This is a genomic window from Pseudoalteromonas sp. BSi20311 (assembly GCF_000239875.1).
In the GTDB taxonomy this organism is placed as follows: Bacteria; Pseudomonadota; Gammaproteobacteria; order Enterobacterales; family Alteromonadaceae; genus Pseudoalteromonas.
In genome coordinates this window covers 24,339-46,901 of record NZ_BADU01000156.1, presented here as the reverse complement: position 1 = coordinate 46,901, position 22,563 = coordinate 24,339, and the positions used below count along the sequence as shown (strand labels likewise).

The 22,563-nt window shown below is 39.7% G+C and carries 18 protein-coding genes and 1 tRNA gene; 6 read left to right on the top strand and 13 right to left on the bottom strand.

The features are described 5' to 3' along the window. Positions 1-57 precede the first annotated feature (57 nt). Both P20311_RS16125 and P20311_RS16120 read left to right on the top strand, forming a co-directional pair. Complete coding sequence (locus P20311_RS16125) at positions 58-2,598, top strand: EAL domain-containing protein (RefSeq protein ID WP_008114860.1); 2,541 nt, start codon at positions 58-60, stop codon at positions 2,596-2,598. 21 nt (positions 2,599-2,619) lie between these two features. Further along, positions 2,620-3,435, top strand: a complete 816-nt coding sequence (locus tag P20311_RS16120) for a DUF2797 domain-containing protein (protein WP_008114859.1) — start codon at positions 2,620-2,622, stop codon at positions 3,433-3,435. On the opposite strand, the gene P20311_RS16115 is transcribed toward P20311_RS16120, so the two are convergent. Next, positions 3,408-5,936: an EAL domain-containing protein gene (locus P20311_RS16115; RefSeq protein WP_036985280.1), complete on the bottom strand. Its 2,529-nt coding sequence runs from the start codon at positions 5,934-5,936 to the stop codon at positions 3,408-3,410. The genes P20311_RS16120 and P20311_RS16115 overlap by 28 nt on opposite strands. Positions 5,937-6,012: 76 nt before the next feature. Here P20311_RS16115 and P20311_RS16110 point away from each other — a divergent pair, with 76 nt between their 5' ends. Next, the gene (locus tag P20311_RS16110) at positions 6,013-6,312 is read left to right on the top strand and encodes a DUF4144 family protein (protein WP_008114855.1); all 300 of its coding nucleotides are present in this window, start codon (positions 6,013-6,015) and stop codon (positions 6,310-6,312) included. On the opposite strand, the gene P20311_RS16105 is transcribed toward P20311_RS16110, so the two are convergent. The 7 genes from P20311_RS16105 to P20311_RS16075 all read right to left on the bottom strand — a co-directional run bounded on the left by P20311_RS16105 (position 6,292) and on the right by P20311_RS16075 (position 14,436). Next, positions 6,292-7,215, bottom strand: a complete 924-nt coding sequence (locus P20311_RS16105; RefSeq protein ID WP_008114852.1) for a histone deacetylase family protein — start codon at positions 7,213-7,215, stop codon at positions 6,292-6,294. The two genes, P20311_RS16110 and P20311_RS16105, sit on opposite strands and share 21 nt — an antisense overlap. A gap of 103 nt (positions 7,216-7,318) precedes the next feature. Continuing rightward, positions 7,319-8,860: a serine hydrolase gene (locus P20311_RS16100; RefSeq protein WP_008114850.1), complete on the bottom strand. Its 1,542-nt coding sequence runs from the start codon at positions 8,858-8,860 to the stop codon at positions 7,319-7,321. A 27-nt stretch (positions 8,861-8,887) separates the two neighbouring features. Further along, positions 8,888-9,382, bottom strand: coding sequence for a gamma-glutamylcyclotransferase family protein (locus P20311_RS16095; RefSeq protein ID WP_008114849.1), 495 nt, complete (start codon positions 9,380-9,382; stop codon positions 8,888-8,890). Between the two features lie 11 nt (positions 9,383-9,393). Beyond that, positions 9,394-10,020 (bottom strand): LysE family translocator, encoded by a 627-nt coding sequence (locus tag P20311_RS16090; RefSeq protein WP_008114848.1) that lies wholly within the window; start codon positions 10,018-10,020, stop codon positions 9,394-9,396. A 2-nt stretch (positions 10,021-10,022) separates the two neighbouring features. Further along, entirely contained in the window at positions 10,023-10,805 is a 783-nt protein-coding gene (locus tag P20311_RS16085; protein ID WP_008114847.1) for a hypothetical protein, read from the bottom strand. Positions 10,806-10,808: 3 nt separating this feature from the next. After that, positions 10,809-11,279, bottom strand: a complete 471-nt coding sequence (locus tag P20311_RS16080) for a CreA family protein (RefSeq protein ID WP_008466374.1) — start codon at positions 11,277-11,279, stop codon at positions 10,809-10,811. A gap of 136 nt (positions 11,280-11,415) precedes the next feature. Continuing rightward, on the bottom strand, positions 11,416-14,436 hold the full coding sequence (locus tag P20311_RS16075; RefSeq protein ID WP_008114845.1) for a TonB-dependent receptor domain-containing protein: 3,021 nt from the start codon (positions 14,434-14,436) through the stop codon (positions 11,416-11,418). A 328-nt stretch (positions 14,437-14,764) separates the two neighbouring features. Here P20311_RS16075 and P20311_RS16070 point away from each other — a divergent pair, with 328 nt between their 5' ends. Together P20311_RS16070 and P20311_RS16065 are read left to right on the top strand one after the other, a co-directional pair. Beyond that, positions 14,765-16,885: a winged helix-turn-helix domain-containing protein gene (locus P20311_RS16070; protein WP_008114844.1), complete on the top strand. Its 2,121-nt coding sequence runs from the start codon at positions 14,765-14,767 to the stop codon at positions 16,883-16,885. 115 nt (positions 16,886-17,000) lie between these two features. After that, positions 17,001-17,330, top strand: a complete 330-nt coding sequence (locus tag P20311_RS16065) for a 5-carboxymethyl-2-hydroxymuconate Delta-isomerase (protein ID WP_008114843.1) — start codon at positions 17,001-17,003, stop codon at positions 17,328-17,330. A gap of 86 nt (positions 17,331-17,416) precedes the next feature. Here P20311_RS16065 and P20311_RS16060 read toward each other — a convergent pair whose 3' ends face one another. The 4 genes from P20311_RS16060 to P20311_RS16045 all read right to left on the bottom strand — a co-directional run bounded on the left by P20311_RS16060 (position 17,417) and on the right by P20311_RS16045 (position 20,733). Beyond that, positions 17,417-19,294: a methyl-accepting chemotaxis protein gene (locus tag P20311_RS16060; RefSeq protein ID WP_008114842.1), complete on the bottom strand. Its 1,878-nt coding sequence runs from the start codon at positions 19,292-19,294 to the stop codon at positions 17,417-17,419. 259 nt (positions 19,295-19,553) lie between these two features. After that, positions 19,554-19,630 (bottom strand) — tRNA-Ile (locus P20311_RS16055). 276 nt (positions 19,631-19,906) lie between these two features. After that, on the bottom strand, positions 19,907-20,065 hold the full coding sequence (locus P20311_RS18785; protein WP_008114841.1) for a YqaE/Pmp3 family membrane protein: 159 nt from the start codon (positions 20,063-20,065) through the stop codon (positions 19,907-19,909). A 65-nt stretch (positions 20,066-20,130) separates the two neighbouring features. Beyond that, a complete protein-coding gene (locus P20311_RS16045) occupies positions 20,131-20,733 on the bottom strand; it encodes a BON domain-containing protein (protein ID WP_008114840.1) in 603 nt (200 codons plus the stop codon). A 579-nt stretch (positions 20,734-21,312) separates the two neighbouring features. Between P20311_RS16045 and P20311_RS16040 the strand changes: the two genes are divergently transcribed. After that, positions 21,313-21,978, top strand: a complete 666-nt coding sequence (locus tag P20311_RS16040; RefSeq protein ID WP_008114839.1) for a LiaF domain-containing protein — start codon at positions 21,313-21,315, stop codon at positions 21,976-21,978. Positions 21,979-22,024: 46 nt separating this feature from the next. On the opposite strand, the gene P20311_RS16035 is transcribed toward P20311_RS16040, so the two are convergent. After that, the gene (locus P20311_RS16035; RefSeq protein ID WP_008114838.1) at positions 22,025-22,441 is read right to left on the bottom strand and encodes a VOC family protein; all 417 of its coding nucleotides are present in this window, start codon (positions 22,439-22,441) and stop codon (positions 22,025-22,027) included. Between the last annotated feature and the right edge of the window lie 122 nt (positions 22,442-22,563).

Below are 22,563 nucleotides of genomic sequence, written 5' to 3'. Positions count from 1 at the left end.
GATTATCTGCGCTTTTTACTGCTACACTATAAAAAACAATCAGGGCACAGATTAATATTGGATTTTAAAACCTTGCGCTATCATGCGATAGCGGTCGTGATACTTATTTTTATTTTTTTTATTATCAGCACATTGTCATCAAACTTTGTGATGCCCTCTCGCTATACTATAGATAAAATCACCCCTGTTTACCTCGATCATGCTTATTACATAGATGAAACCAAGACACAAAACTTCGCAGAAGTAATGAGTACACAAACGCAGTTTACACAGCAAGAATTTAACGATATTCCTTGGAGCTTTAAACAGCAAAATTATTGGTTACGCCTTGATTTAGAAAATAAAAGTAGCCAACAAGAAGATGTAGTGGCGCACTTTGATAACCCAATGGCGGATCATCTCACCATATACCGACTTAATAATAACAACCAGCTACTCGATACTTATAAGCTTGGCGACAAAGAGCCGCGCCTGACTCTGTTTGAATACAGTGTACCCCATATTCGTTTTAAGCTTGATGGTCAATCTACGCAACGCCTCATTATAAAAATAGATACCGTGGGGATCAGTAAAACCCCAATTCATTTATATCGCCATACAGTATTTGTTGACTTGATGCGCTCTCAAACGGGCATTTGGGGAATTTTTGTTGGCGTACTGTTAATGGCTTCACTGTATAACCTATTGCTTTATTTTGGTATTAAAGACCGCGTATATTTGGTTTATATTGGCTACATTATTAGCGCTATTGCATTAATGGGCACGGTGCTTGGGTTTGGCTTTTACTTATGGCCGCTTGAATGGCAGTTATTTATTCACGAAAAAGTAATTGTAGCGAATTACGCTATTGCATTTTTTACCCTTGCTTTTTGCACACTGTTTTTGCGTTATCACAAAGATGGTTGCTGGCGTTATAAATTGAGCATCGGCTTATTAAGGCTAATGCTAGTGCTTGCTATATTGAGTTTTTTTATTCCTGAAAATATAGCAGCACCGATATTTTTTGTGATTTTAGGATCGCTCTATATCGTCTGCTTCATTTTAATTTATAACAAATTAAGAAGTGGTTTTCGCTGGGCTAAGTTTTACGTGTTTTCGTGGGTGCCACTGATCATTGGCGCTGCGATACAACCCTTAGAACTGACAGGCGTAATTTCCTATAGTTTTTCAATACGCCATGCATTTTTGATTGCCATTTTGTGTGAAATTGTCTTAATGGCAATGGCACTCGCTGATCGGATTCGTTATCAGCGTGAGCAAGCGCTGTACCATGCAACACATACTCAGCAAACCAAGCTACTCAATAGTGCAAAGTTAAAATATGCCTTTATGGCACTCAAAGCACAACAGCGCTCTACCACTTTATGTTTAGTGAAAATACGTCACTTTAATTCTCTAAATACTATTATTACCCCTTCGCAAGGGTATGAGCTCATTAAACATGTTGCTCAGGAGTTAGAACGCCAATTGAGCTTTGAACGAGAGTTCTCTCAGCTCAACAGTGGCATTAATCAGCCTGCTAAAATTGCTGATTTAGGCAGTGGCGTATTTGCCTGTATTTCCACTAAAAATCAGAGTCAGCATACACTTGAAGAGTTATTGAAACAGATCTTAAATAAATTACCAAAAACGTATCAAATTAAAGGTCTAGACCTACAACTTAATTACAGTGTTGGCATTAGTGGTTATGGTAAACGTGATGACTTTGAGTTTTGGTTAAAACGAGGCTATTTAGCATTACACGATGCTAAACATAGCCTAACTAAGGTCAGCTCATCATCTGCTAATAATAACCTAGCAATGGACGTATCGCTTGCTGCAAAGCTACAGCAAGCCATAAGAGAGGATCAGCTTGCGCTTTATTATCAACCACAAATTAGCTTAAAAGAGTGCAGTGTCAATGGCGCTGAAGCACTATTACGTTGGCCTAACGCGGAATTTAAAAATATTTCGATAGAAAAGCTGATTATGCTCGCTGAGCACACCGGTATTATTAATGAGCTAACCCTTTGGGTTATTGAGCAAGCCTGTAAAGACATTGCAAGGCTGGCAAACGATGGCATCAAAAATCACAGTGTTAGTGTGAATTTAAGTGCAAAAAATTTAGCCATCGCCAATTTAACGGAAAAAGTAGAGAATATTTTAATTAAGTATCAGGTCGCACCTCATTTATTAAAGTTTGAGCTGACTGAATCTGCTTTTGTCGAAAACCAAGATGCGTTAGTCACCTTAGTGGATGAACTTGCCACTTTAGGCGTTAAAGTAGTGCTAGATGACTTTGGTACAGGTTATTCATCGCTTAGCTACTTAGTTAACTATCATTTTAGCGAACTTAAAGTAGATAAGTCGTTCGTGTTTGATTTAACTGATAACCGTGCACATCAGGTTATTGTACAAACAGCCATAGATATGGCGCATAACCTGGGCCTAACGATTACGATTGAGGGCGTAGAGACTCAAGAGGTTCATCAACTACTTACAGCCATGAGAGCCGATCGTACCCAAGGCTACTTATATGCCAAAGCACTCTCTTATGATAATTATTTAGAGTTCTTAAAAAGCCAATACAGCCTAAAAATGTTAAACTCCCCTTTTTAACATCTTTGGGGCCAAGAAAAGATGCAAGGTACACTGCGTAAATTAAAGTCGAGCTTAACAGAGCCAGTTCAATATCATCTACCTGTAGGTGAGCAGCTGGTTGATTTAAATGCCTTAATTGGCAAACAGCTGACACTTACTTTTAGTGGCACAATTTTGTGCTCTAACTGTGGTAAAAAAACCAAAAAGAGCTACTCTCAAGGGCATTGCTTTGTATGTATGCGCAAACTTGCCAGTTGCGATATGTGTATCATGAAACCTGAAACCTGCCATTACGACCAAGGCACCTGTCGCGAGCCAGAGTGGGGTGAAGCAAATTGCATGATCCCGCATTATGTATACCTAGCAAATACCTCAGGATTAAAAGTGGGCATTACTCGCCATACACAAATCCCTACCCGTTGGATTGACCAAGGGGCAACCCAAGCCTTACCCATTTTTAAAGTGCAGACTCGTTTGCAATCGGGCTTAGTTGAAGTAGCATTGGCACAGTTTATTGCTGATAAAACCAATTGGCGCAATATGCTTAAAGGGCAAAACGACGCGCTTGATTTAAAAGCAGCGGCCGCTGAACTTATTCCACAAATAAGCGAAAAGCTTACAGAGCTGAGTGAGTTGTTTGGCGCAACCGCCATTGAACAACTTGATGAAGACGTAGTAAACCTTGATTTTCCAGTCAGTGAATACCCAACTAAAATTAGCTCATTTAACTTTGACAAAAACCCCGTTGTTAGCGGCGTTTTACAAGGTATAAAAGGTCAGTACTTAATTTTTGATAGTGGTGTGATTAATATTCGAAAATTCACCTCTTATGAAGTGAGTGTAGACTCAGAATAACCATTTGCTGCTTGGTTATAAAATGCTATCCATTGCTGTCGTGTTAATGGATAGCAATAATGGTAACCCTGAATAATATTGCAGCCTATTGTTGCTAAGTGTGCCTCTTGAGAGGCATGCTCTACCCCCTCAGCAACCACATCCAATCCTAAACTTGTCGCCATGGCTATAATCGCCGCAACAATTTGGCTATTGCCGTATTCATCAGGAATTTTCGCAATAAAGCTGTCATCTATTTTTAACGTATTAAAAGGCAATTTGGTTAAATAACTTAACGCCGAATACCCGGTGCCGAAATCATCAAGCGCGATATGTACACCTAACGCTTTAAGCTGTTGTAATTGTTCTTTTGCCTGTGAAAAAGAGCCTATAAAGCTACTTTCTGTCAGCTCTATTTCAAGTAAACTTCCTGGTAATTGATAGTGAGTAAGCATGGCCTTAATATTATCAGCCAACTTACCTTGGCTTAGGTGGCAAGCAGATACATTAATTGCTAAACGCCCAGGGTTCATTCCTTTTGCTTGCCAAAGAGTTAACTCTTTACCGGCTTGGTTAATAACCCATAAATCGAGACGTACAACTAAACCTAACTCTTCAGCGAGTGGAATAAACTGCGCTGGTGAAATAGTGCCTAAATCAGGGTCATGCCAACGCAGTAATGCTTCAGCCCCCATAATCGCCCCTGCTTTTAAACATTTTTTAGGCTGAAAATAAAGCTCAAACTCATCATGTTCGAGTGCATGTTGAAAGCGGCTCATCATCGCTAAGCGCTCTAGAGAGCGTGCATTCATTGAGGGTTGAAACAACTGAAACGAATTACGCCCTACATCTTTTGAGCGATACATGGCAATATCAGCATGCTTTAATAATGTTTCACTGTCCAAGCCATCGTCGGGATAAACGGCAGCCCCTATAGAGGCGGTAACACCCACTTCAAATCCTTCCAATTTGAAGGGGGTATTTAAGTGATTTAAAATCCCTTCTGCAAGTCTGATAACAGCTGCTACGTTTTCAACCTCACACAATACAATAAACTCATCCCCCCCTAATCGCGCCAGTGTATCTCCCTCATTAAGAGTGTTAATAATGCGCTCAGAGACTAATTTTAATAAGGTATCACCGGCGTTATGGCCTAAGCTGTCGTTTACCTCTTTAAAACGGTCTAGGTCAATAAACATTACCGCCAACATTTGTTTATCTCTGTGAGCTGCGGCCAGTGCCATAGAGAGTCTATCGTTAAATAAGCGCCGGTTAGGTAAGCCAGTTAGCTCATCAAAATACGCGAGCTGCACCACTTTTTCTTCTGCACTTTTTCGCTCTGTTATGTCACTAAAAATAGCGGCATAAATCACATCACTATGACTTGGCTCTTTTATCTCTATAATACTGAGCCATTCAATATAAATATCGCCAGATTTTTTACGATTATGAATTTCCCCCTGCCATACCCCTGTTTTGGTCAGTGAATCCCACATTTTTATGTAAAAGTTTTTATCATGACGCCCTGAACTCAACATATTTGGCCGCTTACCTATCACCTCATATTCTTTGTAACCGGTTAAATGGGTAAATGCAGGATTTACTTGCATAATCACCCCATTCGAGTCGGTGATCATGATGCCATCTAGAGAGGAGTCGATAATTTTATTGGCTAAAAATAAATTACGCTGTGAGTGCTGCAGTGCAATATCACGCTGCTGAAGTACCTTTTCAAGCTCACAACAATAAGCGGTTTCAATTTCATTAATTAGGTTTTCAAGCGACAATACACCATTAATTTGATTATTTTCGCTTACCACTAAATGCCGAATATTACTTTCAGACATTAACCTGTAAGCATCAAAAAGGCTGTCTTGAGGGCTTATTTTATAAAGAGGACGGCTCGCTAAATCCCAACAAACAAGATGGTTATGCTGCTCGGTGATGAGCTTTAGTAAATCACGTTGGGTAATAATGCCATGGACATTTTCATCTTCATTAAAGACTAAAATCACTTTTTCAGCGTATTCGCGCATTAAGTTAACCGCGTCATTAATTGCTAATGAACTGGGGACGACTCTTATTTTTTTATTATACTGATCGTTTATCGGCCTAAATTGCAGGTAATGCTCTAATCCTTGATTACTCACAATATCAGTAATACTGATCACCCCACTTGGGTTATCGTTGGCATCGGTTACTAGTAAATGCTTAACCCCGTGCTTATTAAATACCATCGCGGTGTCGGTTAATAATTGTTGGCTGGGTACACTTAATACTGGGCTCGACATCACATTCTCAATCATTACCTGTCTTAGTGTCTGATCAGAAAAGTTAAGCGTTAAGCAATCTGTTTCAGTCCATACCCCCACTATTTGCTGCTGATATTTAACAAAAATAGCGCTAACATTGTGCGCACGCATTAGTTTCACCGCTTCAATTAAAGAGGTATCCTTAGTGCAAGCGATCACCTTATTGGTAAAAACATCGCATACTTTTTGATAGCGGCTAGTGTGAGGCATTGCTTCTACTTCCAAAATTAAACCAATGCACGATTATAAATTATTCAGTAAATGACAATTTGATTTAGGACAATATATGAGCATCAGTTACCCATTAATTATTATTTATAATAATGAGATTGAGCTATTAGAGTATGCCGATGAGTTACATGACTTTATTTATACTCTGGACGTGAATGAGCAGCAAAACGTGGTTATTTTAGATAAGGTAAGTGGCTATCAAGGTTTAAATGGTGATGCACATAAGGCACTCAGTGCAATACAATTAGCCCAATTGGTAAAAGAATATTTAGCAAAAGAAGGACAATGCTGTCTCAGTAAAATAGAGCAGGTTACTCCTGAACAGGCATTTAGGTTACTCGCCGAAATCAACTAAGGCTTTAACGTGTGCAATTGCGCTGCGCCCGAGGGCAGACAGTGAGTATCCTCCCTCTAAATAAGAGATAATACCTAAGCAATCATGTTGTTGGCTAAATTGCGCTAATTGCTCAGTAAGCCATATATAATCACTTTCAACAAACTTTAAACTGGCCATATCATCTTCAAGGTGCGCATCAAACCCTGCGCTTATAAAAAGTAGCTCAGGCTTAAATTCTGTTAATTTTGGCAACCACTGCTGCTCATAAAGCGCTTTTAAATCAGTACCATCACTAGCTATAGGCAAAGGTGAATTTACCAGTGTGGCGTTATTTTTAATGGCGGTATTTGGATAAAATGGATATTGAAATAACGAGCACAGCAACACATTTTCATCATCCATAAAAATATCTTGCGTGCCATTGCCATGGTGCACATCAAAATCGATAATGGCAATGCGTTTCACCCCTTTGCTTTGTGCATATTTAACCGCAATCGCAAGGTTGTTAAACACACAAAAACCAGAAGAGCTGTCGCGATTAGCGTGATGCCCTGGCGGGCGCACTGAGCAAAACGCGGCATCCAATTTACCCTCTAAAATCTCATCAACAGCGAGTAACCCAGCTCCTACTGCACGCTCAATGGCTTTCAGTGAATCGGGGCACAACCAGGTATCGCCGTCCAAATCGCTAAGCCCTTCGATTGGGATCATACTTTCTACATGCTTAATGTGTTGCTCACTATGCGCTAATAAATAGTGCTCACGCGAGGCCTTAGGCGCTTGTTTTTGCTCAATAGCGACATCCAGTCCACTTGCAAGTAAACGGTCGTTAATGGCATCCAAACGCTCAGGGCACTCTGGATGATCGTCAATCATTTTATGTTTACGACAGTGGGGGTGAGAAATAATCGCAGTGCGCATAGCTAACTCCAAAGATAAGTTGCTTGACAAGTATAACAAAGCCACCTGAGGGTGGCTTTGCGACTTTGGTTGATACTAAACGACTATATAACCAAGGTTCAGGTTATTTAGCTTTTAAGTCGAGATTTCTAAAATCAAAGCTAAAATCGGTCACCTGCGTTGAAACTGCATTCATTTTCGCTGATTCTACGCGGTTATCTGCACTCATAGAAAAACGAATGAAGGCATCTGCTTCTAATAGTTTTTCATCCCACTTAACGATAAAGGTATTGCCAGTGTAATGCTCCAGTTCACCTTTAAGGCGCTTTGTGTGGGTAAAATCAATGCGTAATTTACCAGCTAGATCTTCTATAATGACATCGCCATACCAATCATCATGCAACGTACCGGTGTAATTAATCGCTGGTAATGCTGGCTGAATATCTGTTGGTACTGATGGAGCCGCGTTAGCATAAGCTTTTTCTTTACCTGCAAAATGCTTTTTAGCTAAATCTTCAACCCAGTCTTTATCTTCAAGCTCTAGTACATCTTCAAGTACCTCATGGGTCACCGCCGATAACGCAGAAAACGCTTGTTGGTTGCTTAATATCACAATCCCCACGTTTTTCTCTGGCAAAAGAGTAACCTGCGATACCATACCTAAAATACCACCACCATGTGCCAGCTTCTTAACGCCATGGTAATCTTCTATACTCCAACCTAACCCATAACCTCTAAATTGCTGATGGTACGCTTCATAAGCACTTTTAGATGCCAGTGAGGTAATATGTGGGTGCCACATTTGTGCTTGTTGTTTTTCGCTAAACAGCTGCTCGCCATTAGGCATTTTACCACCAGCAAGTTGAGTACGTAGCCATTGGCTCATATCATTTACGCTTGATGCAATGGCTCCTGCCCCTCTAAAATCTTCAAGGTAATTAACAAAAAAGGGATGTAATTTACCGTCCATTGGGATATGCCCAATTGCCCAGTTTTTGTTATTTTTAGCGATACGCGAAAAGCCAGCCCGTGAGTTGCTCATATTGAGCGGCTGTAAAATATTTTTTTCAATGTAGTCGTTCCAGCTCATCCCCGATATACGCGCAACAACTTCACCAGCGGTAACAAACATTAGGTTGTTGTAAGCATATTGGCTACGAAAACTGCTCGTAGGTTTTAAATATTTCAGCCCAGATAAAATATCGGCTACCGATTTATCTGTACTTGGCCAAATCATTAAATCGCCTTGACCAAGCCCTAAACCGCTACGATGACTAAGTAAATCGCGTATGCGCATTTCACGAGTAACGTATGGGTCGTACAATCTAAATTCAGGAAGATGGTCAATTACGCGGTCATCCCAGCTTAACTTGCCTTCATCCACCAGCTTAGCCAATGCTGCACTGGTAAATGCTTTGGTATTTGAAGCAATGCCAAATAAAGTGTCTTTATTCACCTTACTATTCGTATCAAGGTTGGCAACACCAAAGCCTTTAGCGAATACGACTTTGTCATTTTCAACAATAGCAACGGCCATTCCGGGTACATTAAACCGTGCCATTGAGGTATTGATCACCTCTGCTATTTTATCGGTATCAACCGCTGCAGAACTTGTAAATGCCCAGCCTGCAAGCAATGCGGCTGCAGCCAATTTTGTGAGTTTCATAGTGTTACCTTAGGTTATTATTTTTGTTTAGTCTCGATGAACCGCAAATTCTATTTCGGCGCGCGCTTTATTAGTATCTTGCTTACTCGGGTAAGCTAAAATGCGTTGACTATAATGCTCTGGCACACCGGCCTCAAGCGCACCACGGTATACATGCTGCACGTACCAGTCATAAGGTAGCAGTGTGTCGTCATGTGTGTTTGCTATGTAACAGTGCACATTAATGTCATCGTCATCTAAAAGGCTCACGGTTAAATCAACACAGTCGTAATTAGGGCCTTCAATTTTATCTAAGATCTCTTTTTCGGCCTCATTAAGCTGATACACCACCCCATATACCAGAGCATCGGGTTCATTGGTGGGTACAATAGTGCATTTACCTGAACCATCAGCAAAGGCCATATTAAAGGTTAACTTATAACCTTTTAAAAGCGCCGTACCCATACGTTTTGCATTAGGTAAACGTGCCAATAAACGATTAGATGACATATTGGAGCCAAACGAAAAATTATATAACGCCATACTATTCCTTTTTATATAACAACTCGCACAGCCAGTGCGATTAAAATAATGCCAATGCCGCGATCGAACCAATAACCACTTTGTTGAAAAAAGTTACGCACCCGTGCTTTTGATAACAATAGCGACAAAATAGAAAACCAAGCCCAAGTAGCAAGCGCCATATAAACACCATACCCCACTTGCACTATTACCGGTGTGGTTGGACTAATCACTAAGGTAAACAGCGACATAAAAAATAGTGTAGCCTTAGGGTTTAATGCGTTGGTAAAAAAACCACGGCGAAACGCATGCCATGATGACTCAGCGGCAAGACTGGGTTTTATCTGCTCATTATTGGCGGTATTTGAAGGTTTGGCAGCGCGCAGCGCCTGCACACCTAAATACGCTAAATAAGCACCGGCTATATATTTAAGTGCCATAAACAACGAAGGCGATTGAGTTAAAACCAGCGCGACTCCCAACACGCAATAAGCTATGTGTAATAAAATAGCTGCGCCTACACCTGCACTGGTCCATAGCGCATTATGCCTTCCATATTGTACGCTTTGCTTAAGTACCACTGCAAAATCGGGCCCGGGGCTGGCCACTGCAAAAAAGTGAGCAATGGCAATTAATAAAAACTCATCAATATAGGCCATGGTTAACTGGCTTGCTCTGGCGCAAAAGTCAATAATAATGGGTTAGCCGATTGGTTAACCAGCGTTTTTATTTCTTTTTGCGCTTTTTTAAACTGACCTCTTAAATGCGGTTTTAAATGTTTTTTAGAGTGTTTATCTTGCTTAAAATAGCTTACTAAAGCATGCATAAATACAGTATGGGTTTCACTGAGCGTGGCTTCGCGATTGGCATATGGGTTGTAACATGAGCCACAACCCCCCTTAAACTGGTATACGGTATTGCTCATCATCACCCCAAAACCTAAAAAGCACGCTAAAGCATCCGTTGCTTGAGGTAAGAACTCTTTACCACCTGGAGGTAATACGCCTACATGATGAATTAAAATGGTAGCAAGAGTACCTGCAAAGCTAGCTACTAAATCTTGTGGCTGATTAATTTGGTTGGGGTTAAACGACACATTAATTGTATGGCTTGGTGGCACCATTAAATGGCAGTGCTCACCACGTAGATGCTCACTAAATTCAAAATGTGGAAACACCTGAGGTTGTAATTGTTGCGGTGCAACAAGTGTTATAGGCCACTCATCCATACCAGCATAGTGTTTAACACGCGCAAACACTTTACTGGCCATTTCTTCAATGCTTGAAACAGAATCAGGAAAAAACTCGACCGTTGGTAAAATAATTTGGCTATGCTTAGTAAAAAAATTCAGGTCAAAGTTTTCTGCAGCCCAAATAAAGGTATCAACTAGCCACTGTTGTTCTTGTTCTGCCAATAAGGGCTTTGATTTAAATAGGGTTAACATAAACTACTCTTGCCCCTGGGCCCATTGCCATGCTTGTGTATTGTATAAAGGCACCGTAGAAAGCGCGTGATGATGACTACCCGTAGATTCTTTCGTTGAGTACGATAAATACAACAACGTATGGGTTTTAGCATCATAAATGCGACGAACTTTTAACGACTTAAACAAAATACTCTTAGATGATTTAAACACGACTTCACCCGACTTACTACGGTCAATAGACTGTAATTGGTCTGCGGTAATTGGCCCTGTTTGACGACAAGCAATCGACATATCTGAAGGATCTGAAAAATCTAAATTAGCCTCAATGTGACTAATATGACAAGTAACCCCTGTAACAAGCGGGTCTTGCTGTGAGTTAACCACCACATCTTTAGTGGTAAACAGCCCTAAACTCACTGAAGCAACATCATCAGAACACCCTGTAAGCCCTGCTAAACACGCAATTAGACTACCCATTTTGAGATACTTCATAGCAAGTCCTTCGTTCATAATAAAATTAAGTTATGCCTTATACTAAACGCTTTCACTGCGATAAAACAAATTTTATAAGCAATAAAAAAGGCACGCCCGAAGGAGTGCCTTTGCAAACAAATACAGCTAAAAATAATTAAAAGCTATATTGTGCACCTAGATAAACATAACGACCGGCACCGCCGCCGTAGCCACTATAAAAGTTGCCTCGGCCACTTGGATAAAATGCCCCTTTGTCGTCAAATACATTATTAATCCCGCCAAATACACGCAAGTCACTCTTATCAGTCAGTGCCATAGTGTAAGACGCTGATAAACTATGCTTTAAAAATGAGCCATAGTTTTGATATGCCAGTGGCTCGGGGTTAGCAATACAACCGGCATCGCCCGCAGCACAGCGTTCATCATTTGCAGCAACATACTCAAGGTAATCTTTTTCATCTTCTTGGCTTGCTTTAAAAGCACCTACGTAATTTGTACGCCAGCGGATACGTAAGTCATCCATTTTCCATACAATCGACATAGCGGCTTTATCTTTTGAACGGCCATAACCTGCATACTGTGAAGTAACACTGTTACCATCTAGCCCTTCATAGGTTTGCGAGTTTTCAATAATGTGATTGTAATCAAGCTTAAATGACAGGTTACCATAGCTGCCTATGTCATATTTGTAAGTTGCAACTACATCGTAACCGCGCGCTGTTAACTCATCTAAGTTATATTCACGCTGTAGTATTTTTACAATGTTACCTTCGTCGTTACGGGTAATATCGTTACAATATTCGTTATCACTACCCCACGCAGCCTCTGAGTCATAACATTCACGCATGATGTTTTCGTTACTTATTTCATCAATTGCATCAACAATGGCAATGTCGTAATAATCAACCGCTAAGTTAAAGCCATCTAAAAACTCAGGTGAAACAGTAATACCAAAGGTATAGGTATCGGCTGTTTCTTCTTTTAAGTTTGGATTACCCGTATTTGGTGAATAGTTATTGTCTTCACTTTCAAATTCAAAGTTAGGATCATCAGCCAGCTTTTGTGCCAAGGTTGGCTCTAAACGGCAGTTATCGTGCCCTGGGTTTGTTGATGTTGCCGTTAAGCCATCACAAATATCATCAAATGAATCAAAATCGCCACGAGGGGGTGATAATAATTCCGTGATAGTTGGGGCACGCTGTGCACGTGCATAGTTAGCACGTAGCATGTACCCATCAATTGGCTGCCACAATAATCCTAACTTATAACTGGCTACGGTGCTGATATTATCAATACTGTAATTTGCTAAACGCAACGATGTTTCTGCCGATAAGCTTTTAGCAAATGGCACATCTTTAAGTAGTGGCACTGCAAGCTCTGCAAACGCCTCATATACTTCTACTTCACCATAAAAAGAAGGCACAACGTTAAACGTAATACCGCCCGCTTTCATATCATCGCTGGTATCTAAGCTTTGCGAGTCTTTACGATACTCTGCACCAAATACTGCAGACACATTACCTGCTGGCAATTCATATAAGTCACCGGTGATATAACCCATTACCGTGTACTGTTGAATCTCAGTATCAATAATTGGATTTGTACGGATCCAGTCAGCCATTTCAGGGGTAATAGACCCTTCACCAAATAAATTAAGCGGGACACATCCTTGCGCTCGCGCTTCGGCGTCTTTACATTGAATAGTGCCATCGGCTAGCTTTTCAGCTTGCAGGGCTTGGTTAACACGTACCGTGTTTAACTCGTTACTGCGGATTTGATGCTGTTTAAATTGACCATATCCGGCAGAAATATCCCAATCCCATGTATCATCAAACATCATGCCTTGCAGGCCAGCCCAGGTACGAATAGTCGTACGGTCGTTGTCAGTGCTGATATTACCTACTTCACCAAAACGACGATCCCAATAAATACGGTCTTTGTATGGGTTACTGTCAATAATTTCTTGTGGCACATATGGGTTATCAATAGGAATATAACCTGGCGCAATATCATCGATAGGATCCCCTGTCACTGGGTCGTAGCGAGGTACATAAGCCCCTTCGTATTCATCTTCTGGTGACTTATCGTTGAACGAGCCACTCTTACTGTATTGAATTTGGAAATAACTCATGATGTCGTCTGTTACATCATAATCTACTTTTATTGCGGTCGAAAAGTTATCACTAGGTACATCAAGCATAACGTATTGTTGTGAGTTGATACCGTATATCTCTTCATTGCCTTTCCAATCATCACGTAGCGTTTGGCCGTCATACCAAAATTGCGTATCGTTTCGGTTGTTTTCTAAAAATACGCCACCTAAGGTGCCATCGCTTTTGCTTGCCCAATCAGCTTGTGTAATACCGCTCACACACTGATAGCCATCAGCAGTGTACATTTGATTACACATCAGCTCATCATCGTAACTATGCGCCGCTTCTATTTGCGCTCGGTCGCGATCGTAAAAGGTCATACCAAAATCACGATCCCAGTTTGAGCTAACAAATACATAACCACGATCATCAGCAAATGACGTTCCGTAGTTTAAATCAAGCGTAAACTCGCGACCGCCACCATCTGTTGTTTCACCGCCACGGGCTTGAAATTCAAAACCTTCTTTTTTTGACTGGGTAATAATATTAACTACACCAGCAACCGCATCGGCACCATAAGTGGCCGACGCACCACCACTAATAATTTCAACACGTTCTACCATGCCACTAGGAATAGTATTTAAACTGACATAATTACCACCGTAACTATTAGAGACAACACGGCGGCCATCAATCAATGTCAGCGTCCTATTAGCGCCTAAATCACGAAGCTGGACTGTTGATAAACCAGTACCCGAAATGCTTGATTGGCTGGTTGTGTTACCAATACTTTGACTCAGTGCAGGCATATTATCGATTAATACATCTGAAAGATTGCCTAAGCCTGTATCCTGAATTGATGCTCTGTCCATGGTAACCAGCGGAGTCGTAACCGAAAAACTATCACGCTTTAAACGCGAACCCGTTACGGTTATTTTTTCTGGTGCTTCTTGTACCACTTCTTCGCTTGCCTTAGCAGTTGATTGACGATCAATAGCCTCGTCATTTGCTATTACATGCCCAGATAGACTCGCTGTTATAGCCAAAGCTAAAGCGCATTTTTTGGTTGATATTTTACTCACAGACTTCCCTCATTTTTTATTATCCCATTAGTACAAATCGCTTTTTTATTAACTTTTTAGTTATTAAATCTGTTTTGTACTAATTGGTTTGTTTTACTAACAACAGGTTGTAAGTAATCGTGAATAAAAGCACAATGAGAGGTGTCTCGTTTATATCCCTATTTTACATCTATTTAATATCTATTTATTTATAATTATGAACTTATATTTATTGTGTTAGAATGGTGTAAAATTGAATATTAACTAATTATCGTGTTACTTTGCATTAAACAACACGTGTAAACATCGCTAATAACTCATACTAGGAAGAGGTTTAAATACACATACTATGAATACTCAACAGCCATTTTCAATTGGAAATTGCCAAATATCGGCGTTTGAAAATAAGCTGTTTTGTGCTGATAAAGCCTGTATTTTACAACCTAAATTTATAGAACTGCTGACCTACTTAGTAACGTGTTATCCAAATGCGGTGAGTCGGGAACAACTAATCGAAAACGTATGGGATGGTAATCAATATGTGGGTGAAAAAGCACTCACTAATGCCATATGGCACCTTCGTAAAAGCTTTAAAGAACTCGACCCCGACAATACCTATATAGAAACACTGCGTAAAACGGGTTACCGCTTAGTACAAAAACCAACAACGCCAGAGCCTGTTAATAGCATTAACAATACGCCGCTTCGTTCTGGGTATATTTACGCTGCCGTACTTGCTATCGTTATATTATTAGGTAGCTATTGGGGTTATAGCGCCCTTTTTGAAAACGCAAAGCAGCCACTTGCTCAATCGCAACAAGCAGCACGTTTGTACGATTACATTGAAACAATTACCACCAGCCCAGGAAGAGAGTTGTTTCCGGCTATTTCTAATGACAGTCATTTTTTAGCGTATTCGTGGCGCCGCCCTGGTCACAAAGCTAATTTATACTTACGCGATTTACATTTACCCGAACAAGCTGCCATCGCACTTACCGACACGCCATTTATTGAAGGGCGAGCGGTATTTAGCCCCGACTTAACTTTTGTTTATTATTATCGCCGCATATCTGGTCAAGGCTGTGAGGTTATTCAGCAAAATGTTGCCTCGGGCAATACCACTGTTTTAGGGCTGTGCGGTAGTAAAACAAGTACCGATATAGACATTAATGCCGTGGGCACTAAACTGGTTTATATTAGTGAAGATGATGAAAATAATAGCCTAACTCAACTTAACCTTGTTGATTTAACCTCATCGCCATACACAGTTACTCAAATACCTTGTATTTCAGCATGCCAATATACCGATGAGTCGGTTGTATTCTCCCCAGATGCAACTCAACTTGTAGTCTCTCGTAACTTACCAACGGGGTTTGAAGAATTATTTTTAATCGATATAAAAACAGGCAATGCAAAGCAGTTAACTACTGGGTTTATTGATATGAGAGGCGTTGATTGGCACCCCTCTAAGGCGCAACTCGTTTTTTCTGGTGTGAAAAAAGGTAAACGCCAAGGGTACTTTTACAACCTTAAAACACAACAAATGATCAATGCCCGCATAGATGGCTTAAGCTACCCAGAATTTGCAAGTGATGGCAGTTTGTATTTTCATCAGTGGAATATAGACTCAGCTTTAATGCGTTTAGAGGTTAATAATGCGGTTGCAAGCTCTCCTTTCCCAGTGTTATCGAGCCATTTTAGTACCCGCTTTCCTGATTACAATAAAGCCAGAAACAAACTTGCGTTTGTCTCTAATGAGTCGGGCTCAATGGAATTGTGGACCGCAAATAAAGACGGTACGTCTCGAAAGCAGCTCACTAATCTCAATGCCAATATTTACCACCCAGTATGGTCGCCTGATGGTGATTATATTGCTTTTGTTGCCTCTCACCCTAGTGGTCATGCGTTATACCTGTATGACTTTAATAAACAAACCAGTCAATTATTACCTACAGGCTTTAGCGATCATGGCAAACCGAGCTGGGCTGCAGACAGTAAAAGCGTATTAGTCTCTGATGATCAGCACGTGTATCGCTTCGATTTAAATGGTAATAAACTCGAACAGGCCATAGATTCACCGACATTATACGCTTATGAAAACCAGCAAGGCGCTTTAATTTTTGCCAACCAAGCAACTAATCAGTTATGGATCAAAGACCCTGATAGCCAAACTGAGCAACCACTAGTTAGCGAAATTAATTTATCTAATCATAATTCGTGGTACTTTTTTGAAGGCGATACCTTAGCGCAATCGCGTATTTACTATTTTAATGTAAAACAAGGCGACTACCGATTAAGTTATTACGACTTTTCAACCAAAAGTCATCATGATGTAATAAGACTTCCTGAACGCGCATTTAGCCGCACCTCAGGCCTAACTTATATTACAAGTGCAAACTGGCTGGTGTACTCTTCGTATAAGTCACCACAAATTGATATAAAGCGTATTAATCACCAATATTTGCCCTAAAAGCAACAGCCTGAACTATGCTAAGCCAAATTTTTAAAAATTAAACTCCATAGGGTTAGCGTGTGCAAACCCGTTTGGTATAATTAAACAAACCAATCTAAAGAGGATACGCTAAATGCCACACATTATTATTGAACACTCAGAAGATCTGCCTTTATTACCTCAGGTTCTAGTGGAAAAAATCCACACAACAACATTTGAAAGTGGCTTATTTGATTTAGAAACAATAAAAACTCGTGCTATTGCGTATCAACATTACCAATTAGGTGTAGGTAAAGAAGGGTTTATACATATTGCAGTACATATTATGGCTGGGCGTTCTATTGAGCAAAAGCAAAAACTAAGTGAGCAGTTACTAGCGTGCCTGCAAACATATTGCAGAGCCTCTGATAGTTTAAGCGTTAATATTTACGAAATGAATCACGAGATTTATCGTAAAAACTAACCGCCATTAAAACATCATAGTTATAGTACCAGTGCTCTATAACTATGATGCTATCCCTGCTCGGCTGATTTTTTATGAAGTCGTGTTTAAAGCGTAAACTTGCCTAGTAAATCCCTTAAAATATTCGACTCTTTATTTAAACCATTACAAAGCTGCTCTGACTTCTTCATATTTTCTTTGGTTTGCTCTGCTGAGTCAGAAATCATCACAATGTTTTGGCTAATTTCTGAGGTTGCTAACGTTTGCTCTCGCGTTGCGGTAGCCACTGAGTTATTTAACTCGCTTAACAGTACAATTTCCTGTGAAATACCATTTAATGTATGGCCTGTTTCTTTTAATCGCTCGGCATTTTCTAAGGTGTTTTTGCTGCCCAATTCAATCGCAGTTACCGTGCTTGAAGCTTTAGCATTTAACGAAGCAATCATCTCATTAATTTGCTCTGTCGACTCCGCAGTACGCTGTGCAAGCGTTCTCACTTCATCAGCAACTACTGCAAAGCCACGCCCTTGCTCGCCAGCTCTTGCCGCTTCAATTGCCGCATTTAACGCCAATAAGTTAGTTTGCTCAGAAATCCCTTTAATAACATCCAATACATGAGAAATTGATTTAATCTCTGTCGAGAGCTCTAACACTGAGGCTACAGAATTGGCCATCGATGCTTCCAACTGTTCCATTTGTTTAATTGTGCTTTGCACAAAACCAACGCCTTTATGCGTCGTTTCTTCAGTTTTAGTCGCAATATCTGCCGCATTACTAGCACTGCCAGAAATATCCTGAACCGTAACTTCCATCTCATTAACCGCAGCCGCCACCGTTTGCGTACTCGATGACTGCACTTCAGCTAAATTTGCCGCGCCTTGCACTTGCTCAAGCACGTCATGCGAAATATCTTTAACATGGGTAGCCGACTCAGAAACCTGTTTAAACATATAATGTAACTGCTCTAAAAACAGGTTAAATTTAATCGCTAAATCAGAAATTTCATTATTATCGTCGGTAGGGAGTCGTGCTGTTAAATCGCCATCTTTTTCCGTTAATGCATTCACTGCTGCAGTAATGTTTTCAATGGGTCTAAATATTTGCCCGACCAACACACGTGCTAACGCTAAACCTACAAGCGCAATAATTACACCAAAAATGATATTAGTATTAATAGCGCTATTAATTGGGCCATATAATTGCTCTTGGGGAATCTCAGCGACTAGGTGCCAACCTAAAGAGTTTACTGGTGTACTTGAGACAACATAGTCATCGCCATCAATTACTTTACTTTGAATTGCCCCATTTTTAATTGGCGCTAAGTTAACAGATTGCCCTATTTTAGTTTTATCACCATGCAACATAATCTCGCCAGTACCAGAGGCCAAATAAACAATGCCGCCCTCGCCAATTCTATATTCGCTTATGAGCTCCACCATAGAATCGAGCGAACGGCCTATTCCGGCAATTCCTTGTCGTTGCCCATCAAGCTCAATGGCATAATTAATAAATACCATCACCTCAGAGCTGCCTTTATCTATGTCGAGCGCGACTTCAAATGGCCTATCCGATGCTAAAAAAGTATCAAACCAAGTATCGCTGCTGTCTATTTGCCTAGAAATACCTTCATCGGTGTAATAGTTACGGGAATTTTTAGAAATAATATATGCGTTACTGGCTTGGTTTTTATTTTTTATATGTTTGAGGTAATCAATAAATTTACCGCGACTTTGCGCATCTTCATTATTATTCATCCATTGCTGCACAAATAAGTTTTGCGCTATTTCTTTACCAACAATAATAGGTGTAGAAAGCTCTAATTCAATTTGGCTTTTCACTTCACTAAGCGCTGTAGGTAAATCTACTTTAGCTAGCTTTTCTTCTGTATTTGAGCGAATACTATTGGAAAATATTAGAGTAGATATTGCTAAAGGAGCAACAACAGCCAGAATAAGACTGAGGTAAACTTTTCGTTTTAATAACATAGAGCACCTAAGGAGTAACTAAGCGAAATTTTATATACTGCACACTATTAACAGTAGCGACATTAAAGGTCATAAAGTAAAGATTTTTATAATAAAACCCCATAACACTTTAATAGTAGATCCAACTGTGTTTATTGCAATGTATTCAATAGAATTAATACAAAAATCAGTGCACTGGTAAAAATACGATAGAAATAATAAAAACGAATTTTATAAACGAGGAAGATGAGTTTCTATTTACTTGGAAAGCTTGTAAAAGTGGTGGCCCCTCCCAGACTCGAACTGGGGACCTAACGATTATGAGTCGTGTGCTCTAACCAACTGAGCTAAGGGGCCAACTTTGTATAACTGTAAGCAGTTAATTTTTGAAGCGTTTAGCCACAGAGCGACTAAAGCGGGTTGCAGTATAAAAAGTTTTTAGGGGCTTGTCACTAGCAAAAAGCTTTATTTTAACAATCAAGGGGCTAACTGCTCAAATAGTAGGCTTTGAGATTTTAATGGTGATGACTTTTAAAACGAATCCATTTATTAAATTACAGTCTGAGTGGCTAATACACATACCTTTGTTGGCACTTAGCAACTCAGTGTTAAATGTCCAGTCAAGCTACTGCATTACTTCTTGGCAATAATATAAATCGCATGAATTAATCCTGGGAAATAGCCGAGCAAGGTTAGTAAAATATTTAACCAAAAGTGCATCCCTATCCCCACCTGTAAAAATACACCCAGTGGTGGTAATAAAATAGAAAAAATAATTCTGATGATATCCATAATTTAACCCTTATAACGTTAACAAAGCAAAAAGCCCAGCAGAGCTAGGCTTTTAGTATAGTGTATTATTCTGCAATGACAGTTAATTCATCAACTACTTTGCGAACATCTTCAGCGTTGTTAGCAATTTCCATTGCTAGTTTTTTTTCAGCATCCGATTCCACAGTCCCCCTTAGGGTAACTACACCGTTATCAGTATCAACATCAATGTCTGTACCACCGACTTCTGAATCAAATAAGTAGCGAGTGGTAATTACGGTGGTAATTTTCGCATCGGTTAAATCACTTTCAGTGTCGCTATCCATCATAGTAGAATCGTGGTGTTTAGCATTCATCTGATCAACTGTTGTTAAATCTTTTGCATCCTTGAGCTCAATAACAGTTAGATCATTTTCAACCTCAGTTACACCATCTAGGCTTAGCACAAGCTCTTCAGCAAGCTCTTTATCTACTTCGCTATTAACTTTACCTGTTAGCATTACTTTGCCATTCTTTACGTCCGTGTTGATGTCAAAGTTATTCAGGTTAGTGTTCATCAGCAGTACGGTTTCTGCTTTGCCATCAATCCAAGCATCTTTGCTTTCGTTTTCCCAGCTGCTTGCCTGAGCGCCCATTGCGGTTGTTCCTAATACTAGGGCTGCAATCATAGACTTATTAAATGTTTTCATAATCGTTCTCCTTTTAGTTAGGGTCTGTTTATCTTTCGAGGTTAAATTTGCAGCTGTATGTTTGGTTTTTAGGCCAGGCAGAGTCTATGTAGTGTGGTTATTCCCCATGAATAGACGATAACGCAGCATAAATGCCAAACATGCGCTGCCCGAAGGGTTCTACCTAGGGGCGATTAACTCTTTGTTACTCAATTTTTACTTAGTCCACTAGGTTACAAATCTCGCGCCGCGATTAAATCGCCCCTAGATTGAACAAGTTTTAATCCTGAAAGGTCAACAGACCCTTTAGACACTTAAGCTAATGCGAGCATCGGGCCAACATTTTTTAACCTTTAATTTCAATAGGTTAATTTAAAATAGTAGATATTGGCTTAAACCTACTAAGTAAACATTTACAGACTATTGCGTAAAAGTTTCTCGAATAGCGAAACTTACTAAATAATTGTATATTTGGTTAATATGTCGTTAATATAATAAAGAATCAAAAACCCAAAATCATAAATCACTGAATTTAAACAATTTAATATTTGGTATAAGGCTTGCTTTGAAATAACCAGCAATCATAAAAGGATAATTTAAATGTCTGTTAAAATTGAAGACCGCCCTATTGAGCAAGTTCGTGAGCAAGTGATTGATCAGCTCATTTATAACTACAGCCATGGTGTTATTTCTGTAGAAGCATTTGAAAGGCGCTTAGACGACGCCATGGCAGCGAGTGACAATAAAGCACTTATGGATCTCGTTGAAGATTTAACCTTAAATACTGACCAGCAATATAAGGCGCAAAAGCACTCTCAGTTTGCACCTAATTATAGCGCGCAGCATGAGGGGAGTGAAGAACCACTTACATTAAGAAGCATTCTTGGCTCAAGTGAACGAAGCGGCCAATGGGTAGTGCCTCAAAACATTTATATAGAAAACTACATGGGATCTATCAATCTTGATTTTACGGATGCTATTTTTACCCACCAACATGTCACTATTCACGTTAATTGTTACTTTGGTAGCGAAGAAATATATGTACCAGAGCACGTTAATGTAGTTTCTAAAATGTTTTGTATTTTAGGCAGTTTTGAAAATAAAACCGTGTCACTCAATAAACGCCAAGGGCCAACAATTCACATTGAAGGAAAAACTGTTTTAGGCTCTGTGGAAGTTAAAGTTAAACGCACTATTAAAGAAAAATTTATTAGCTTTGCAAATGATTTAAAAACTCAACTTGGCATGAATGGTAAACATTATTAAATATGCTAAACATTTGATGAAGCCAAAATAGTTGGCTTCATCCATATTATAAATCGTTATTACGCTCACTGGGTATATCACTCATGTACTCTACAAACTCAACCTCAAACCCTGCGGGGTCAATAAAATATATATTCTTCCTAAATGGATTTTCAGCGCCTTGCTTACTTATTGCAAAGCCCGCACGCTTTAAGCGCGTTATTACTGCATTTAAGTTATTAGTGACATAAGCAAAATGTGCCAAACCAATTTGATGCCCTGATAAGTCACGGTTTTCACCTTCTCCATGATCGCTAATAGCAATATATTGCTCGTTATTACCAAAGTGTATCCAGCGTCTTGCTTTACCATACCAGGTTCCTTCTCCCTCACTTCTAATTGACCAATAGGGAAACGCTGCTTGGTAAAACTTAAGCATGGCGTTTATATCACTGACAACTAAATTTACGTGTTCTAATTTCATAATTTTCTTCCTGTTAATTGAATATAGAACATCATAAAACCTCAAGCTAACTTTAGGTAAAGCGCTCATTCATAAATTTATTGCCTGTTTTTATTTCAAAAAAATGTAGTGAAAGATCATGG

Bases quoted from the DNA above. Each gene is read 5' to 3' on its own strand.
- P20311_RS16105 (WP_008114852.1), bottom strand. From the start codon at position 7,215: ATGCGCACTGCGATTATTTCTCACCCCCACTGTCGTAAACATAAAATG.
- P20311_RS16060 (WP_008114842.1), bottom strand. From the start codon at position 19,294: ATGTTATTAAAACGAAAAGTTTACCTCAGTCTTATTCTGGCTGTTGTT.
- P20311_RS16045 (WP_008114840.1), bottom strand. From the start codon at position 20,733: ATGAAAACATTTAATAAGTCTATGATTGCAGCCCTAGTATTAGGAACA.
- P20311_RS16090 (WP_008114848.1), bottom strand. From the start codon at position 10,020: ATGGCCTATATTGATGAGTTTTTATTAATTGCCATTGCTCACTTTTTT.
- P20311_RS18785 (WP_008114841.1), bottom strand. From the start codon at position 20,065: ATGGATATCATCAGAATTATTTTTTCTATTTTATTACCACCACTGGGT.
- P20311_RS16110 (WP_008114855.1), top strand. From the start codon at position 6,013: ATGAGCATCAGTTACCCATTAATTATTATTTATAATAATGAGATTGAG.
- P20311_RS16035 (WP_008114838.1), bottom strand. From the start codon at position 22,441: ATGAAATTAGAACACGTAAATTTAGTTGTCAGTGATATAAACGCCATG.
- P20311_RS16100 (WP_008114850.1), bottom strand. From the start codon at position 8,860: ATGAAACTCACAAAATTGGCTGCAGCCGCATTGCTTGCAGGCTGGGCA.
- P20311_RS16095 (WP_008114849.1), bottom strand. From the start codon at position 9,382: ATGGCGTTATATAATTTTTCGTTTGGCTCCAATATGTCATCTAATCGT.
- P20311_RS16040 (WP_008114839.1), top strand. From the start codon at position 21,313: ATGTCTGTTAAAATTGAAGACCGCCCTATTGAGCAAGTTCGTGAGCAA.
- P20311_RS16085 (WP_008114847.1), bottom strand. From the start codon at position 10,805: ATGTTAACCCTATTTAAATCAAAGCCCTTATTGGCAGAACAAGAACAA.
- P20311_RS16070 (WP_008114844.1), top strand. From the start codon at position 14,765: ATGAATACTCAACAGCCATTTTCAATTGGAAATTGCCAAATATCGGCG.
- P20311_RS16080 (WP_008466374.1), bottom strand. From the start codon at position 11,279: ATGAAGTATCTCAAAATGGGTAGTCTAATTGCGTGTTTAGCAGGGCTT.
- P20311_RS16120 (WP_008114859.1), top strand. From the start codon at position 2,620: ATGCAAGGTACACTGCGTAAATTAAAGTCGAGCTTAACAGAGCCAGTT.
- P20311_RS16065 (WP_008114843.1), top strand. From the start codon at position 17,001: ATGCCACACATTATTATTGAACACTCAGAAGATCTGCCTTTATTACCT.
- P20311_RS16115 (WP_036985280.1), bottom strand. From the start codon at position 5,936: ATGCCTCACACTAGCCGCTATCAAAAAGTATGCGATGTTTTTACCAAT.